At 46.9% G+C, this 16,292-nt stretch carries 10 protein-coding genes; 8 read left to right on the plus strand and 2 right to left on the minus strand.

Going from position 1 to position 16,292, the window contains the following annotated elements; translation table 11 throughout:
• Positions 1-79: 79 nt before the first annotated feature.
• From AB4512_RS19150 to AB4512_RS19165, 4 genes are all read left to right on the plus strand, one after another.
• Positions 80-1,594: a sodium:solute symporter family protein gene (locus tag AB4512_RS19150; protein WP_372175359.1), complete on the plus strand. Its 1,515-nt coding sequence runs from the start codon at positions 80-82 to the stop codon at positions 1,592-1,594.
• A gap of 90 nt (positions 1,595-1,684) precedes the next feature.
• A complete protein-coding gene (locus AB4512_RS19155; protein ID WP_372175360.1) occupies positions 1,685-2,632 on the plus strand; it encodes a sugar kinase in 948 nt (315 codons plus the stop codon).
• A gap of 14 nt (positions 2,633-2,646) precedes the next feature.
• Positions 2,647-3,276, plus strand: coding sequence for a bifunctional 4-hydroxy-2-oxoglutarate aldolase/2-dehydro-3-deoxy-phosphogluconate aldolase (locus tag AB4512_RS19160; protein WP_372175361.1), 630 nt, complete (start codon positions 2,647-2,649; stop codon positions 3,274-3,276).
• A gap of 141 nt (positions 3,277-3,417) precedes the next feature.
• Complete coding sequence (locus tag AB4512_RS19165; RefSeq protein WP_372175362.1) at positions 3,418-5,868, plus strand: family 20 glycosylhydrolase; 2,451 nt, start codon at positions 3,418-3,420, stop codon at positions 5,866-5,868.
• 119 nt (positions 5,869-5,987) lie between these two features.
• Here the strand turns inward: AB4512_RS19165 and AB4512_RS19170 are convergent, their stop codons facing one another.
• Positions 5,988-8,051 carry a sensor histidine kinase gene (locus AB4512_RS19170; RefSeq protein WP_372175363.1) on the minus strand — a complete coding sequence of 688 codons (2,064 nt, stop codon included), beginning with the start codon at positions 8,049-8,051 and terminating at the stop codon, positions 5,988-5,990.
• A 230-nt stretch (positions 8,052-8,281) separates the two neighbouring features.
• Here AB4512_RS19170 and AB4512_RS19175 point away from each other — a divergent pair, with 230 nt between their 5' ends.
• From AB4512_RS19175 to lhgO, 4 genes are all read left to right on the plus strand, one after another.
• The gene (locus AB4512_RS19175) at positions 8,282-9,622 is read left to right on the plus strand and encodes a sigma-54 dependent transcriptional regulator (RefSeq protein ID WP_102321268.1); all 1,341 of its coding nucleotides are present in this window, start codon (positions 8,282-8,284) and stop codon (positions 9,620-9,622) included.
• 317 nt (positions 9,623-9,939) lie between these two features.
• Positions 9,940-10,953, plus strand: coding sequence for a TAXI family TRAP transporter solute-binding subunit (locus AB4512_RS19180; protein ID WP_371724761.1), 1,014 nt, complete (start codon positions 9,940-9,942; stop codon positions 10,951-10,953).
• Positions 10,954-11,166: 213 nt separating this feature from the next.
• Entirely contained in the window at positions 11,167-13,344 is a 2,178-nt protein-coding gene (locus tag AB4512_RS19185) for a TRAP transporter permease (RefSeq protein WP_372146105.1), read from the plus strand.
• Positions 13,345-13,370: 26 nt separating this feature from the next.
• A complete protein-coding gene (gene lhgO, locus AB4512_RS19190; RefSeq protein WP_372175364.1) occupies positions 13,371-14,585 on the plus strand; it encodes an L-2-hydroxyglutarate oxidase in 1,215 nt (404 codons plus the stop codon).
• Positions 14,586-14,723: 138 nt separating this feature from the next.
• Here lhgO and AB4512_RS19195 read toward each other — a convergent pair whose 3' ends face one another.
• A complete protein-coding gene (locus AB4512_RS19195; protein WP_372175365.1) occupies positions 14,724-16,286 on the minus strand; it encodes a M28 family metallopeptidase in 1,563 nt (520 codons plus the stop codon).
• Between the last annotated feature and the right edge of the window lie 6 nt (positions 16,287-16,292).

Raw genomic sequence — 16,292 nt, forward strand, 5'->3', positions numbered from 1 at the left:
TAATTATATGAAATATAAAAATGAATGAATCATAAATAAAGTTCAAGAATGAACTTAATATTTCACTGAGAGGTGTCAAATGAACAGCACACTTTTTCTTACAGGCTTCGGCGTGTACGTATTATTTTTAATTTGGTTAGGCTGGTTTGTCTCGCGTAATCAAAAATCTGGCGAAGATTTCTTATTAGGCGGCCGTGGCCTGCCATTATTCTTAGTTCTGGGTACAACCGTCGCGACTATGGTCGGCACGGGCTCAAGTATGGGTGCGGTTGGCTTCGGCTACGCAAATGGTTGGGCGGGTGCTCTGTACGGAATAGGCGGTGCTGTCGGCATCCTATTGCTTGCACTTTGGTTTGCTCCGGTTCGTAAACTGAACTTCATGACCATGAGTGAAGAGCTGGCTTATTACGTTGGCGCTAACCGAATCGTAAAAAACGTGGTTGGCCTACTTATCTTTATCGCGTCAATCGGTTGGTTAGGTGCGCACATTCTAGGTGGCGGCATGTACCTAGCGTGGATTGCAGACATCGACCTTAACCTTGCGAAAATTATTATTGCTGCAGCTTTCACTATCTACGTTGTTATCGGTGGTTACACAGCAGTTGTATGGACCGATACGATTCAAGCAATCATCCTTTTTGCTGGCTTCATCCTAATGGCGGTAATGTCTGTTGATCACATTGGTGGCATGGACAACCTTTACGCTGCGATGGACCCTGCTGCTACAAGCTTTTTAGCAATCGATAAACTGGGCATTCTGCCTGCTGTTTCTCTGGCTGTGGTTATCGGTGTGGGCGTACTTGCAACACCTTCATTCCGCCAGCGTATCTACTCTGGTAAAGATGTTTCAACTATCCGTCGCTCTTTCGTGGCTTCTGGTGTGTTGTACCTTTTCTTCTCTATTATTCCAGCAATCATAGGTATGGCGGCACACGCTATTGACCCAACGCTGGATAACCCGAACTTCTCGTTCCCTTACATTGCAGCGACGGTACTACCTGTTGGCGTAGGCATGATTGTTCTTATCGCAGGTCTATCAGCAACCATGTCGAGTGCAAGCTCAGATGCGATTGCCGGTGTATCTATCCTACTGCGTGACGTGTACGTGATGTTCACAGGCCGCGTACCAAACAAAGAATCAATGTTGAACTACTCTCGTCTAGCTTTGGTTGTGGTGATTGGCTTCGCACTACTGTTCGCACTGACGTCAAACGACATCATTGGCTACATCACTAAGATGATTTCAACGGTTATGTCGGGCATGTTTGTGTGCGGTATGTTGGGTAAATTCTGGAAACGCTACAACTGGCAAGGTGCGCTTGCAACACTAGCGGGTGCTTCTGTAGCTTCATTCGTAGTAATGTTAAACGCTGACTACACAGCCTTCTGGGGCAACCCAGTTATCCCATCATGTCTGTTTGCTCTAACGGCAGGTGTGGTTGTGAGCCTAGTGACTCCGGCTAACCAAGTAACACCTGAAATGGCAAAAGCGATTCTTGATGACGAGCGTGCTCTGATGGAGATGGAAATGTCTGAGACTGGCGTACTTGAAGAAGAAGCGGCACCTCAACGTCCTGCAAATCAAACAAGCTAAACCTAGTCTCCACAACTGGTTTGCTTAATTCAGGTCCTGCTTAGTGGCAGGGCCTTCTCCCACATATATCTCTCTATTTTAGGATCGGCTATGCCTGCATCTTCTCATTTCAATATTGCTTTCTTCGGCGAATGTATGGTCGAAATAAGCGGCTCTCCATTAACCAAAAAATTTGGCGGTGACACGCTCAATACCGCGCTTTACCTTTCTCGCTTAACCCAACATCAAAACCTGTCTGTTCATTACGCGACTGGTTTGGGTAGCGATGAACTGTCTCAAAACATGATTGATAGCTGGCAACTAGAAGGCATTCAAACCAATTTCGTTGAACGTATTCCAAACAAGTTGCCCGGTTTGTACATGGTAGAAACGGACGAAACGGGTGAGCGACATTTCCACTATTGGCGCAATGACGCGGCAGTAAAATCTTACTTTCAAACTGACGACCTGAATAAGCTTGAAATCGCGCTGACAGAGAAACAAGTCGACGCGGTTTACATCAGCGGTATCAGTATCGCGATTTTAGATGACACCTCACGTGAACGTCTGTTGAAAGCCATTGGTGTGTTCTCAAATCAAGGCGGAAAGCTGATTTTTGATAACAACTATCGCCCGCAACTTTGGACGACTGAACAAGCTCAGCATTGGTACGCCAAGTTACTACCATTGGTCGACATTGCACTGATTACCGAAGACGACGACCTGCTGGTTTGGGGCAATGGCGAGAGCGTTCAACAACGCTGCCTTCGCTTAGGCTGCCAAGAGATCGTCATCAAACGTGGCTGTGAGCCATGCAAGATTGTTCAAGTTGAACAAGGCGATGTTGTTGAGAGTTATGTATCCACGACTCGTGTTTCTAACGTGGTCGACACCTGCGCTGCGGGCGATTCATTCGCTGCGGGTTATTTAGCTGCGCGTCTTACTGGCGAGAGCGCCACCGACGCAGCCGAATTTGGCCACCAACTGGCTTCCATCGTTATTCAATACTCTGGCGCAATAATCCCTATGAGCGCTATGAGCCAACTGATTAAAAAATAAAAAGCGGAACTATTATGTCTCAAGAAATGATCAACACACTTAAGCAGTTCAAAGTTATCCCTGTTATCCAAATCAACAAGGTGGAACATGCGATTCCACTAGCAAAAGTGTTGGTAGAAAACGGCCTGCCAGTAGCAGAAGTGACGTTCCGTACCGAAGCGGCAGCGGATTCGATTCGTGCGATGCGTGATGCCTACCCAGAGATGTGTATCGGTGCAGGTACAGTACTCACACCTGCGCAGATCGACCTTGCGAAAGAGGCGGGCAGCGAATTCATCGTAGCACCGGGCCTGAATCCAAACACAGTAAAACGCTGCCAAGAGATCGGCATGCCAATCGTTCCGGGCGTAAACAACCCAAGCCAAGTAGAGCAAGCGCTAGAGCTTGGTCTTAACTTCTTGAAGTTTTTCCCAGCAGAAGCGTTTGGCGGCATCAACATGGTGAAATCTTTGCTAGCGCCTTACGTTGATGTGTCACTAATGCCAACGGGCGGTATCGGCAAACACAACGTGAATGATTACTTAGCCGTTGATCGCGTCGTATGTTGCGGTGGCACGTGGATGGTTTCTCCAAAGATGATCGAGAACGAACAGTGGGATGAGATCGCGGTGTTGGTTCGTGAAGCGGTTGAGTTGGTTAGCTAATCATAAGTTTGTGAGCTCATTCGTTTTTCACAGACGATAGGCTTTGAGCTCACGATAAACAACAGTAGTGGCTGAAGGTTCTGTTTTGTGAATCGCCTCCGATAAACAAAACAGAACGCCCGTTATATAGGAAAACTAATAATGAAAAAAACTATATTATCCCTATTGATTTCAGGTTCAGTAGTGTCTCCAATGGCGTTAGCAATGGCTCCAAATACCGATCTAAATTTAATGCCGTACCCACAAACGGTCGAGCTGAAAGCTGGACAGGTTAAGGTCGACGGTAACTTCAAGGTTTACATCAAAGGCTTTAACTCTGACCGTGTTGAATACACGGCGAAACGCTTTATTGACCGTCTTGAGCGCCAAACTGGCGTGCCGATCCTGAACTGGCAGGTTGAGAGCGCCGACCAAGCGAACCTGATTATTGATATCGACGCGGCGCCAAAATCTGAAGTACAAAACATTGATTCTGTGGAGTCCTACAAAATTACGACTCAGGGCGAACAAATCACGCTGAGCTCTCCAAGCCCATACGGCACAATTCACGGCATCGAAACCCTTTTACAGCTCGTTGAAACCACAGCGACTGGCTACCACATTCCTGCTGTCACGATTGTCGATGAGCCTCGCTTCCGCTGGCGTGGTGTCTCTTACGATACCTCTCGTCACTTTATCGAATTCGATGTGCTGATTCGTCAGTTAGATGCGATGGCATCGGCGAAGATGAACGTTTTCCATTGGCACTTCTGGGACGACCAAGGTATTCGCATTCAAACCGAATCATGGCCACGTTTGTGGTCTGAAACCGCTGATGGTAACTACTACACCAAAGACCAAGTCCGTTACTTAGTGGAATACGCGCGTAATCTTGGTATTCGTGTGATTCCAGAGGTGTCTCTTCCGGGTCACTCTTCTGCGGTTGCTTATGCTTACCCGCGCCTGATGTCGGGTGGTGAAGGTCAAAGCTATGAGCAAGAGCGTGGTTGGGGCGTGTTTGAACCATTAATGGACCCATTGAATCCAGAGCTCTATGAAATGCTGGGCGACGTATTTGATGAAGTGACCGAGCTGTTCCCAGACGAGTATTTCCACATCGGCGGCGATGAGCCGAACTATGCGCAGTGGAAAAACAGCGAAAAGCACCAACAGTTCATTGAAGAGAATAATATCGATGGTGAGCGTGGCCTGCAGTCTTACCTCAATGTAAAAGTTGAGAAGATGCTCGAAGAGCGCGGTAAGAAGATGACGGGTTGGGATGAGATCTGGCATAAAGATCTGCCAACTTCTATCGTGATTCAAAGCTGGCAAGGGCACGATAGTATCGGTCGTGCAGCGAAAGAGGGCTACCCAGGTATTCTTTCTACGGGTTACTACCTAGATCAACCTCAGCCAACTAGTTACCATTATCGCAACGATCCAATGCCAAGCGGCATCACGGTTGACGATAAGCTGCACAGTGGCGAAAAATTCGTGACTTACCAATGGCAGAAACCTCGTTCTAAAGGCAGCCCACGTAAGGGAACACTGACCATGATTGAAGCAAAAGACGGCACGTTCCGCGCATTCAGTGATTACAACGGCAAGTCTCGTGAAGAGATCTACATCCTTGATTACGTGCCGGGCAAAACCTTTGTCGGCCACTTCGATAACTTCATGTCGTACACCGAATTCAACCTGAACTTGAATCCAAATGGGTTTGCGGAAGGCAGCTATCAGTTAATTGGTAACGTGCGCTGGCCAACCACAGGCGAAGTGATTGCGAGCAGCGATGTAGAAGGCAGCGTGATCCCTGAGCCAAACGGAGGCTACCCCGCGGAGCTAACCGACAAAGAAAAAGAGCTGATTTTAGGCGGCGAGATCACCATGTGGCTAGAAAACAAAGACAGCCTCACGGTCGAAAACTACCTATGGCCTCGCAGTTATGCAATTGCAGAACGTTTCTGGTCGGATGCAGAACTGACAGACGAACGCAGTATGTATAAGCGCATGAAAGCAATGGATACATGGTCGGAAGTATCGGTAGGGCTACGTCATCACGCAGATGCTGATATGTTGTTGAAGCGCATTGCCAAAGGCCAAGATATTCACGACCTGCGCGTGCTAGCGAAATACACCGAACCGGCTCAATACTATGCTCGCAACTGGGAAAAGTGGAACTCCACTGAACCTAAGGGCACCTTGTACAGCCAATACGAGCGCCTAAATCGCTTCGTGGATGCTTTGCCAGTAGAAAGCTACGCGGTGTATGAGATGCAAGACTTGGTCAATGAAGTGGCGACAGGCAATCAGCAGGCGCTAGAGCAACTTGCAGAGCATTATCAGCAAGCAAAATCAGCTGCACTAGCGGCGGAAACTGTCTTCGCTGGTAACGTGTCTTCGGTAGAGACTGTGGTGGTTGCAGAGAAAACCGTTGAAGTTGCAGATTTAGCATTAACTTTGATTGCTAAAGCGCAAGCTGGCGAGAAGGTAAGAGAAGCTGACGTGAATGCCTACCAAGCGATACTGTCTGATTCAGCGAAAATCTACGATGAATCGATCATCGCGATTGTGCGCCCAACAGAACTGTTGTTGAAGCAGTTAGCTGAGTAAGTCGCGAACTGATTAACTGATAAGTCATACGCTAATAAGTGAATCAAAACCGCCCTCTGTGGGCGGTTTTTTAGTTCTGTCTTCTTTATGTGGTGCGATTTAATGCTTTTTGTTAGTAACTACTCACTATCTATATTCTTCAGCGTTAATGTGAATGTCATGCCTTGGTCTGGGTTGTTCTTTGCTATCAAGGTGCCTTGCATATCCCGTACATTGTTGGCTGTAATAGCTAACCCCAGCCCCAAACCTTCGCCCATTTTTTTGTTGGTATGAAACGGTTCGAAAATGGTTTCGAGTTGGTCTTCTGATACACCGCAGCCATTGTCTTGCACCTTGATGATCACACGTTGTTGATCGGTATGTGCACTGATAACAATGGTCGCGGGTGTTTGATTCTGAGTAGCATCGATGGCGTTTCTAAGCAGGTTACCAAGCACTTGGCGAAGTCGTGCTTCTTCTCCCATTACCATCGAAATATTGGAAGCGATACGCACACGAATATCGACGCTGTCTAGCTCGGTTTGATGAATACGCAGGGTTTCTTGCAGTGCGTCTGTTAGGGAAACGGGATAAGGTTTCTCAAGCCTTTGAAAGGCGAATGACTTCAGCTGGCTAGTCATGTTAGCCATTCGGTCGATTAGGCTCATCACCAGATCCATGTTCGCTTTCAGTATCTTAGTCTCGCCTCTTTCCATCAGCAACTGGTTACTCGAAAGTAGGGTTTTTAGGCCAGTAAGCGGCTGATTGAGTTCATGAGTAATCGCACTCGACATCCGCCCTAGTGCAGCCAGTTTGCTAGATTCGACAAGTTCTTGCTGCGCATCTTTTAGATCTTGAGTTCGCTCTTCGACCCGCAGTTGTAGCGTTTTATTGGCGTTTTGCACTGCAATTTCTGCTTTTTTACGCTTACTAATATCGATCACGGTACACAGGTAGTAAGTCGTCGCATGCCAAGGAAAGGCGCTAATAGAGAATAAAACAGGGAAGTAGCTGCCATCGCTGCGTCTTGCCATGGTTTCGACGCTAGTTATCTCGGCCAGCTCTTGATGCTGCTCTAAGTTTTTGAGCAGTTGCAAGGTGGTTGAATTCGGGTTACCTGCCTCAAATAACTGCCACGCCTTGATGTTATTGATCATTGAATCAGATAGTGAAAAGTAGTTCTTCGCCATCAGGTTGATATCGTGAATGCGTCCGTGTTTATCGATCAGTATTAACCCAACATGGGTTTTATTGATCATCCCAGACAGTCGTTTCTCAGACTCTTCGATAAGCTTTTGGATTCTCAGATTGCTGAGCTTTTTCTGGCGTCTTTGGTAAAGAATAACCAACAGTAACAGAATGAAAAGACAGCCAACCGCCACACTCCAGCTGATCCAGTTCGTGGTCTGGTTGAGGCTGGTTAATGGCGTTAGGTAGGTTAAACGCCAATTCAGATCGTCTAACTTGATGGACTGAATTAGGTAATCTTTATCTAGCAATCGCCACACGCGAATATGGGTTTGGTCATACAGCTCACGTTTTGTCGCTGTGGGCTGAGAATTGAAGGTGTCATTGAACCAATCGGCACTCAACCTGTTGTCACTGGAGAGAAAGAACTGATCGCGAGGGTTCTGAAACAGTATCGCCTCACCATCGGCAAACCATTGATCGGTTAACAATGACAAATCGATTTGCACCGCGACAATGCCAACCACATCAGAGGCTCGATATACGGGTGCCGCTATGAAGTAATCGGGTGTCACGCCTTTGTTTTTTGTCACCACTGAAATCGCACCACCTTGTTGGTGGATCTTCGAAACAATTGTACTGGCGTTCTTATTGCTCAGTTTGCTTCTTTCAACACTCGATACCAACAAGTCCCCTTCGCCAGAAAGCAGATACCAGCCCTTGGTGTTGGCGGCTTTATCCAATTGAATTAGCTGCTTCTTAATGCGTTTTTCTAGGCGGGCTTCACCATCAATGAAGCGCACACTGGTTTCATCATTGGTTACTAGGTAGGGCAGATAATAGAAACGCTTAAGGGTTCGCCTTGCTTCGGCAATGTAGCCAAGGAAGCGCTGTTCGGCATAGCGTTGGGCTTGTTCAAGCTTCCACTGGCTGATGCCATTCTTGGTGGTGACCTGCACCAAACCAATCAATAAACAGGTACACAGGAATAACCAATATCGATTGTTATTCATCATTTCTGATCAAATCCCTTTAAAATTAGTGGCTTGCCTCTTTGAGCTAGTGGTTTGACAAGGTTTTATGTTTGCTTTTTAAGCGAATGGAGAGTGAGACAAATCGAAGCTAACAAACATTATTAAACTGTTAAAGGAGTGTTATTCAAAGTGGGAGCTAGCTCCTTTTCGTCTGAGGTTTTTTTACATACCGTGGACGATATTAATCAGATGTAGAGTGGCGGAACCAAACTATGCAGCGTATTGCTTTAATTGAAGATGACGCGATTGTGCGTCAAGCAACCAGCCAATGGTTGCAGCTGGCGGGCTTCGATGTCACCGCATTTGAAGTAGGACAAGATGCGTTAAACGCCGTAGAGCAGGGTGATTTTCAAACCATTATCACCGATGTTCGTTTACCTGATATTGATGGTGTTGATCTGCTAGGGCGTTTCAAAGGTCTTGTGCCAGATGTGCCTGTTATTTTGATTACTGGGCATGGTGATGTCGATATGGCGGTGAAAGCCTTACAGCAAGGTGCCTATGACTTCATTGAGAAGCCATTCGACCCAGAGCGTCTGTCTCAAACGGTATCGGAAGCGGTAGATAAACATCAAAGTGGCCAAGACAGAAACAGTCGTCAGAACTATCTGGATAACCTTAAGGGCATTGAACAGGTGCTGATCGGTCGCAGTAAAGTGATGTGTGAACTGCGCGAGCAAATCCAGAAAGTCGCTTCCATAGACACCAACGTGATCATCTATGGTGAAACGGGTTGTGGTAAAGAGCTGGTCGCCTCTTGCTTACATGAATTCAGCCAACGTAAAACCCATCCGTTTGTTCCGCTCAACTGTGGCGCAATCCCAGAAAATCTCTTTGAAAGCGAGCTGTTTGGACACGAAGCCGGAGCGTTTACTGGTGCGGCCAAACGACGCATTGGTAAGCTGGAATTTGCCGACAAAGGCACAGTGTTCCTTGATGAAATAGAGAGTATGCCGCTGTCGATGCAGGTAAAAGTGCTGCGCACCTTGCAAGATAATGTCGTCGAACGCGTGGGGGGGAATCAGCAACAACATGTTGATCTACGAGTGGTCTCTGCCTCGAAAAGCGATCTACTGAATCACCCCGACTTTCGCCAAGATCTATTCTATCGTTTGAATGTTGCCCAGCTGCATTTGCCTCCACTCAGTGAGCGTGAAGAAGATGCCTTACTTTTGTTTGAACACTTCACCCAAGAAGCCAATTCCGAAACACGTATAGCCAGTGAGGCTGATCGCTATGCACTGCTCTCGTATGCGTGGCCGGGCAATGTGCGTGAACTGCGTAATGTTGCGATTCGTTTTGCATTGGATGAAAGCTTGACCGTTGGGGATATTTTGGCGTGTCGTCCCAATTCTGTCACAGAGTCCACAACGGCGGGCATCCCTTTGGCGGTTCAAGTACAGAGCTTTGAAAGGAAAGTGATTCATGATGCCTTAGTTCGTTATAAAGGGCGTATCAATGACGTGATGCAAGATTTGGATTTACCTCGTCGAACATTGAACCAAAAGATGGTGCGTTATGGGTTAAATCGAAGTGACTATGTTGACCCTTAGAGAGCGGCTTCATCGCAGTGCTTGTTGATTTTTAATGAGCAATAAATGGCTCATTGCATATTTATCAATTTACATACATTGATCACACAACTGCAACATGGTGTGACTTGCTTCCCGATCTACAGGTGTTAATTCCGGTAGCCGATAAGCCAAAAATGGCTTACTTAATAACAGGGGAATAAGCAAAAAACGGCTTATTTTGAATAGGTTTTAAAATAAAAGTAAATTAAAACAAATAGTTAAAAACTGGCATTACGCTTGCTATCTATTGTTGTTAACAAAAATATAACGTGAATAACCCTACATGGAGAGTAACAATGAAATACAACAAGCTGGTTAAAACTTTAGCGCTAGCAATGGCTTCTCTTGGCCTTATCAGTAATGCGTCAGCTGAAGAAGATCGCAGCTATATTTTAGCGACGGCTTCAACGGGTGGTACCTATTATCCAGTGGGTGTGGCCTTAGCGACATTGAGTAAAGTTAAGCTTGCGCCTAAGCAGCATTTTTCTTTAGCGGCTATCAGCTCTGCGGGCTCGGGTGAGAACGTAAAGTTGTTGAACGAGAACGAAGCTCAGTTCGCTATTCTACAAGGTTTGTATGGTGCTTGGGCTTGGCAGGGTTTAGGGCCATATGAGAAATCTGGCAGACAAACTCAACTGCGTTCAGTTTCCATGTTATGGCAAAACGTAGAACACTTTATTGTGCGTTCAGATCTAGCAAAAACAGGTACGGTAAGCGATCTAGAGAACCTAAACGGTAAGAAATTCTCTATCGGTAAGAAGAACTCTGGGACTGAAAACTCAGGTCGTCAAATCATGCAAGGCTTATCCGTGGACCCAGAACAATTTAAACTCGCCTTTATGGGTTATGGTGGCAGTGCGAGCGCATTACAAAATGGCACAATTGATGGTATGAACACGCCTGCTGGTGTTCCTGTTGGTGCGGTGACGCAAGCCTTTGCAGCACTGGGTGAAGATATTCAAATCTTGTCGTTTACCGATGCACAAATCAAACAAGCGAATGGTGATTACAATATTTGGACCAAGTATGAGATCCCAGCAAACACTTATCCAGGTGTCGATAAACCAATTACTACGATTGCCCAACCTAACTTCCTAGCGGTTCGTGAAGACATTTCTGAAGAAGATGTGTATCAACTGACCAAAGCTATCTATGAAAACCTACCTTTCCTACAAGGTATCCACAAAGCAACCAAAGCAATGGCACTTGAGAAAGGGATCGCAGGCCTTCCTGTTCCGCTTCACCCAGGTGCTGCTCGTTACTATAAAGAAGTGGGTATAGAAATCCCTTCTGAGTTGATCGTCGACTAACCCTTTGTCTTCGATTAGCCATTTATCTTTAACTCGCTATTTGGCGTGAACTGAATATTCGCGTTAATTAATTGCTTGGTGCGTTTTCATATGTTTCGGTTGCTTTGTTTGATTTGACCGTCTCCGATTCGTTCGATTATTTGAAGTGAAAACGCACCACCCTACTTTATGGATTTTCTCTGCGCGTTTGGCTGTGGAGAGCAGGAGTTTTCTATGAGCGATTCGCTGCAGCAGGAACTGAAAAAATTCGAATTGCCTACCCGAACAGATTTCCCTTGGGTAGGCAAAGCAATAACGACAATGGGAGTGATACTCTCCCTCCTACATATTTGGTTTAATACCTTATCTACCTTGCCAGAGCTTTGGATTTCGGCGACGCATTTCGCTGGTTTCGCAATCATTTGCGCGCTTTGGTATCCCGCTCATATCTCACTGAAAAAGAGCAAGATAGCTCTGGCGGTCGATATCGGAATTGCCTTGGCGGCTCTGGCTTGTCTTATCTACATCCCCTTTGCAGAAGATGCGTTGTATGACCGAGGCGTAAAATTTATCGCCAGTGATTGGTTTTTCTCTATCTTGGCGATTGCCATCGTCATTGAGCTGATTAGACGCACTATGGGCTGGTTCATTCCAGTGCTTATCTTAGTGTGTTTAAGTTATGTAGTGCTTTGGGGACAATGGACCAGCGGTATTTTTCATTTTCCGGGTTTAAGCCTTGAGACGTTACTTTATCGAAGCTTTTATTCATCAGAAGGGATGTTTGGTTCGATCTCAAGAATCAGTTGGACCTTCGTGTTCATGTTCATCCTGTTTGGCGCATTCTTAGTGCGTTCGGGTGTCGGTGATTACATCATTGATGTGTCTCGCGCAGCGGCAGGCAAAGTGATTGGTGGCCCCGGCTTCATCGCCGTGATTGGCTCCGGCTTGATGGGCTCAGTCTCCGGGTCGAGCGTAGCAAACACAGTATCGACTGGCGTGATCAGTATTCCCTTGATGCAAAAGGCAGGTTTCCCTTCGCGCTTCGCGGCAGGTGTTGAAGCGGCTGCATCTACTGGCGGGCAGCTGATGCCACCTGTGATGGGTGCGGGCGCGTTCATCATGGCCTCTTACACGCAAATTCCTTATGTCGATATTATTGCGGTTTCCTTCGTTCCTGCGCTTATCTACTTTTTGTCTGTGGCATTCTTCGTGCGCATCGAAGCAAAACGCAGTGGTGTGCAAAAGGTGACTTCTGGCTGTGAGCCTCTATTGAAAGTATTGCTGTCGGGTTGGCACAACCTGATCCCATTAGCGGTGTTAGTGACTCTGTTGGTGAAGGGCTTTACGCCGACTTACGCTGCGGGCATCTCGATTCTGTCTGTCGTGGTGGCTTCATGGTTCTCTAAAAATCACAAAATGGGTCCAAAGGCGATCATCGAAGCGCTTTCTCAAGGCGCAAAAAACATGGCGACCACGGCTGTGTTGCTAGTGGGCATTGGTCTGGTGATCAACGTGATCAGCACGACTGGTATTGGTAACACCTTCTCGTTGATGATCAACAGCTGGGCGAACGGCGATTTGTTGGTGATGATCGCCTTAATTGCACTGGCGTCTTTGATTCTGGGCATGGGGTTACCAGTAACCGCGGCTTATATCGTGTTGGGTACTCTGTCTGCACCAGCTTTGTATAAACTGATTGCTGAAAGTCAGTTGCTCGACCTGTTGGTTTCGGGACAGTTACCGGAACAGGCGAAAGCTATCTTCATGTTGGCTGCGCCAGATAAGCTTGATTTGCTGAACGCGCCAATGGCACTTGAAACAGCCAAAGAGATGATTGCGTTAGTCCCTGCTGATTTTGTGGAAACTCTGCTTGAACAGAGCCTTGGCTTAGAAGCGATCAGCCTTGCACTGCTTTCTGCCCACTTGATCATTTTCTGGCTATCGCAAGACAGCAACGTGACTCCGCCTGTTTGTTTAACTGCATTTGCGGCTGCAACCATTGCTAAAACACCCCCGATGAGAACGGGATTAATGGCATGGAAGATAGCCAAAGGCTTGTATTTAGTACCATTGTTGATTGCCTACACTAACTTGGTAAGTTGGGATGTGATCTCCGTGTTAGTCACGGGTGGCTTTGCTGTTATTGGTACTTACGCGTTTATCGCGGCGATTGAAGGTTATCTAGAGAGCGAAGTTAATATTATTACTCGAGTAGCGTTGGTTGCGGTAGGTATAGCTCTAGTATGGCCTGATGTTTCAGTCGTGATCCGTTTGGTATGTGTTGCCATTTTTGTTGGCATCTTTATCTACAGCGGTCGTAAATACGATGCTAATCAAGTGAAAATGGAATCAGAAAGTGAGGAAAAAAAGTTACCTCAAACCGGGTCTAACACTGTCGCGTCTTCCCTATAATTAAAAGGATTGAATGTAGGAATATTATGAACTCAATATACGACTATATTATCGTTGGTGGCGGCATTGTTGGCGTGTCGACGGCTTGGCAATTACAGCAAGCTCACCCTGATAAAAGTATCCTTTTAGTCGAGAAGGAACGTGGTTTCGCGCAGCACCAAACTGGCCATAATAGCGGGGTGATTCATGCTGGTGTTTACTACGCTCCGGGCAGTTTAAAGGCGGATTTTTGTAAACGCGGCGTAGAGCGCACCATCGCCTTTTGCAGCCAACACGATATCCCTGTCGAAAACTGTGGCAAGCTGTTGGTCGCGACCAATGAGCAGGAAGTGGAGCGCATGAACGCGCTCTATCAACGTTGTCATGATAATGACATTGATGTCGATTTGTTGGACCAAGCGCAGCTCAAACTAGCCGAGCCAAACATCACTGGCTTGGGCGCGATTTATGTCAAAACCACCAGTATTGTCGACTACAAAAAAGTCACCGAAGTGATGGCTCAAGAGTTTGTTGAGGCGGGTGGCAAACTTAGCCTTGGTACTGAAGTGATCTTGGCCGATGAGCAAGAAGATGAGGTGCAGTTAACGTGCAAAGTAGATGGTCAGACTCTTCAACTGAACAGTCGATTCTTGATCACGTGTTCTGGCTTGATGGCCGATAGAATGACCAAGATGTTAGACATCGAAACCGACTTCCAAATCGTGCCTTATCGCGGTGAGTATTATCAGTTAGACGCTAAGCACAACCAAGTGGTGAATCATCTTATCTATCCGATCCCTGACCCAGAACTGCCTTTCTTGGGCGTGCATTTAACACGCATGATTGATGGCTCCGTAACAGTAGGGCCAAATGCAGTTCAAGGCTGGAAGCGAGAAGGTTATGGCAAGCTTAACTTTAGCTTCAAGGACACTTGGCAGATGCTGAGCTTTGCGGGTTTTTGGAAAGTGACTGCGAATCACTTGAAAACGGGTTTGGTCGAGTTTAAGAACTCGTGGTGGAAACCGGGATATCTAAAGCTAGTGAACAAATACTGCCCGAGTATTACGGTTGATGATTTTAAGCCTTATCCTGCTGGGATTCGTGCTCAAGCGGTACTGAAGGATGGCACCTTGGTCCATGATTTCCTGTTTGCCGAAAGCCCAAGAAGCTTACATGTATGTAACGCGCCATCACCGGCTGCGACCTCTGCAATGCCGATTGGTGAGTACATCTGTGGCAAGGTAATGAAAAATACGGCTTGATGATAACGGAAGATCATTGATCGAATATTTCTCCTAAGATAATAAAAAATCCGCGCGCTCAATTCTATTTAGGATCGAACTCGCGGATTTTTAGTTTTGCCGTGTTTGCTCGGATTAATTGTTAGTAAATAACCAACCTTACAGCCAATCCGGCACAAAGTTAGCGACGATGGTGACATCGTTAAAGTTACGGTAGCCGCGCACCATGATGTTGAATTCCCCCGCAGGCATGTCTAATACACACTGTTCGTTGCTGCTGTTCTGGTATGGACGGCAATCGTAGCTCGCTTTCGATACGTTGCCGTTGTGTTTCACGTAAAGGTCGGCATCGCCACTTCGAGGGCCGGTTAACGTTACTGTTAACTGACCTGCACTTTGAGTCGTAAATGTGAAGAACTGCTCTTCACCATATCCTGCAGTAAGTCCTTTAACAGGCACGCCATTTTGCAGCTCTTTAGGGCCTGCAACGGGTGAATCAAGGCTGGTTTCGACAAGGTAAGCAATGGCTAGTTTGGCGAACTTGGTCGCGTGTGTCGCCGTAGGATCGGAGTTCTCAAGCGTGTCGTGCTCAGTGTGAATACTTGGGTTGTAATCATTGAACATGCTTTCGAATGGCATGGCAGCTGGGTAGCCAACATTGTGCCAAGAGGCGTGGTCAGAACAGGCATAGCCACAATCATCGAAACCGTAACTGATGTCGCTCGCGTAAGTGTCGATCAGCTCGCTTAAATAGGCGGTGAGGTTGCTGTCGGTGTAGTCTGTGATGAAGGTGATATCGTGCGCTGAACCGTTGTAGTTGGTCATGTCTAATTGCAATACCGATACAACGTTGGCTTGCTCATCTCTTAAAGCGTTGGCGACATCTTGTGAGCCACGTAGCCCTACTTCTTCAGCAGCATAACCATAGAACTTAATGGTTTTGTCTGGTTGAATACCACTGGCGATCATCAGGCGAAGCGACTCTGTTACCGTTGCAATGCCTGACGCATCATCATCGGCTCCTGGTGAGATGGTGCCTTCGCTTGTCCAAGAACCAACCGTTGAATCAAGGTGTCCGCCAACCACGACGATCTCTGCAGGATATTTCGCGCCAAGCAGTGTCACTTCAACAGATTTTTGCGGATATTCAGCATGTGTGATTTGGCGTGCAGACGCATACGGCACATCTTTAATTTCTGTTTCCCAACGCTCTAAAAGCCAATCCGAAGCAGCAACACCAGTAGAAGTAGTATAAAAACGGTTGGTGAAGTTGGTTAGATTTTCGATGGTCGTGACCATGTTGTTCGGCTCGACCTGAGCGAGTAGGTCGTTCACTGTGTCTTGATGGCTGATCACCGGCTTTTCGAAGGTGCTCATTGTCAATGGCATCGCTGCGGCTTTGAGTGCGCTTGCTTTGTCTTCGTGCACCATGTAGCCACCACAACGGTGAGTTTCTTCGTGCATGTGGCTGGAGAGTTTCGCCAGCTCTTTCTGGTTGATTTTCGCGACGATGGAATGGGAATGCTTGTTTCCTGTCACGCCTGGGTAAACCGTTGCGCCATGTTGAGTCATAATATGTTGTGCGTCCGCATCGGTGGTGATCCAAACCTCTTCGTTCGCTGGTGGTGTGATACCTAGGGATGCGTAAGCCGAAGTACTGTTGATTAAGGCTAAAGAGCCTCCGAGCACAGCCAAAGCTAGCATGCTTTTTTGAATAGCCATTTATCG

Source organism: Vibrio sp. 10N.222.52.B7 (genome assembly GCF_041474275.1).
In the GTDB taxonomy this organism is placed as follows: Bacteria; Pseudomonadota; Gammaproteobacteria; order Enterobacterales; family Vibrionaceae; genus Vibrio; species Vibrio crassostreae_C.

What these genes read in the sequence shown, in the direction of transcription:
- AB4512_RS19170 (WP_372175363.1), bottom strand. Translation starts at nt 8,051, where the DNA reads ATGATGAATAACAATCGATATTGGTTATTCCTGTGTACCTGTTTATTG.
- lhgO (WP_372175364.1), top strand. Translation starts at nt 13,371, where the DNA reads ATGAACTCAATATACGACTATATTATCGTTGGTGGCGGCATTGTTGGC.
- AB4512_RS19180 (WP_371724761.1), top strand. Translation starts at nt 9,940, where the DNA reads ATGAAATACAACAAGCTGGTTAAAACTTTAGCGCTAGCAATGGCTTCT.
- AB4512_RS19195 (WP_372175365.1), bottom strand. Translation starts at nt 16,286, where the DNA reads ATGGCTATTCAAAAAAGCATGCTAGCTTTGGCTGTGCTCGGAGGCTCT.
- AB4512_RS19150 (WP_372175359.1), top strand. Translation starts at nt 80, where the DNA reads ATGAACAGCACACTTTTTCTTACAGGCTTCGGCGTGTACGTATTATTT.
- AB4512_RS19185 (WP_372146105.1), top strand. Translation starts at nt 11,167, where the DNA reads ATGAGCGATTCGCTGCAGCAGGAACTGAAAAAATTCGAATTGCCTACC.
- AB4512_RS19155 (WP_372175360.1), top strand. Translation starts at nt 1,685, where the DNA reads ATGCCTGCATCTTCTCATTTCAATATTGCTTTCTTCGGCGAATGTATG.
- AB4512_RS19165 (WP_372175362.1), top strand. Translation starts at nt 3,418, where the DNA reads ATGAAAAAAACTATATTATCCCTATTGATTTCAGGTTCAGTAGTGTCT.
- AB4512_RS19160 (WP_372175361.1), top strand. Translation starts at nt 2,647, where the DNA reads ATGTCTCAAGAAATGATCAACACACTTAAGCAGTTCAAAGTTATCCCT.
- AB4512_RS19175 (WP_102321268.1), top strand. Translation starts at nt 8,282, where the DNA reads ATGCAGCGTATTGCTTTAATTGAAGATGACGCGATTGTGCGTCAAGCA.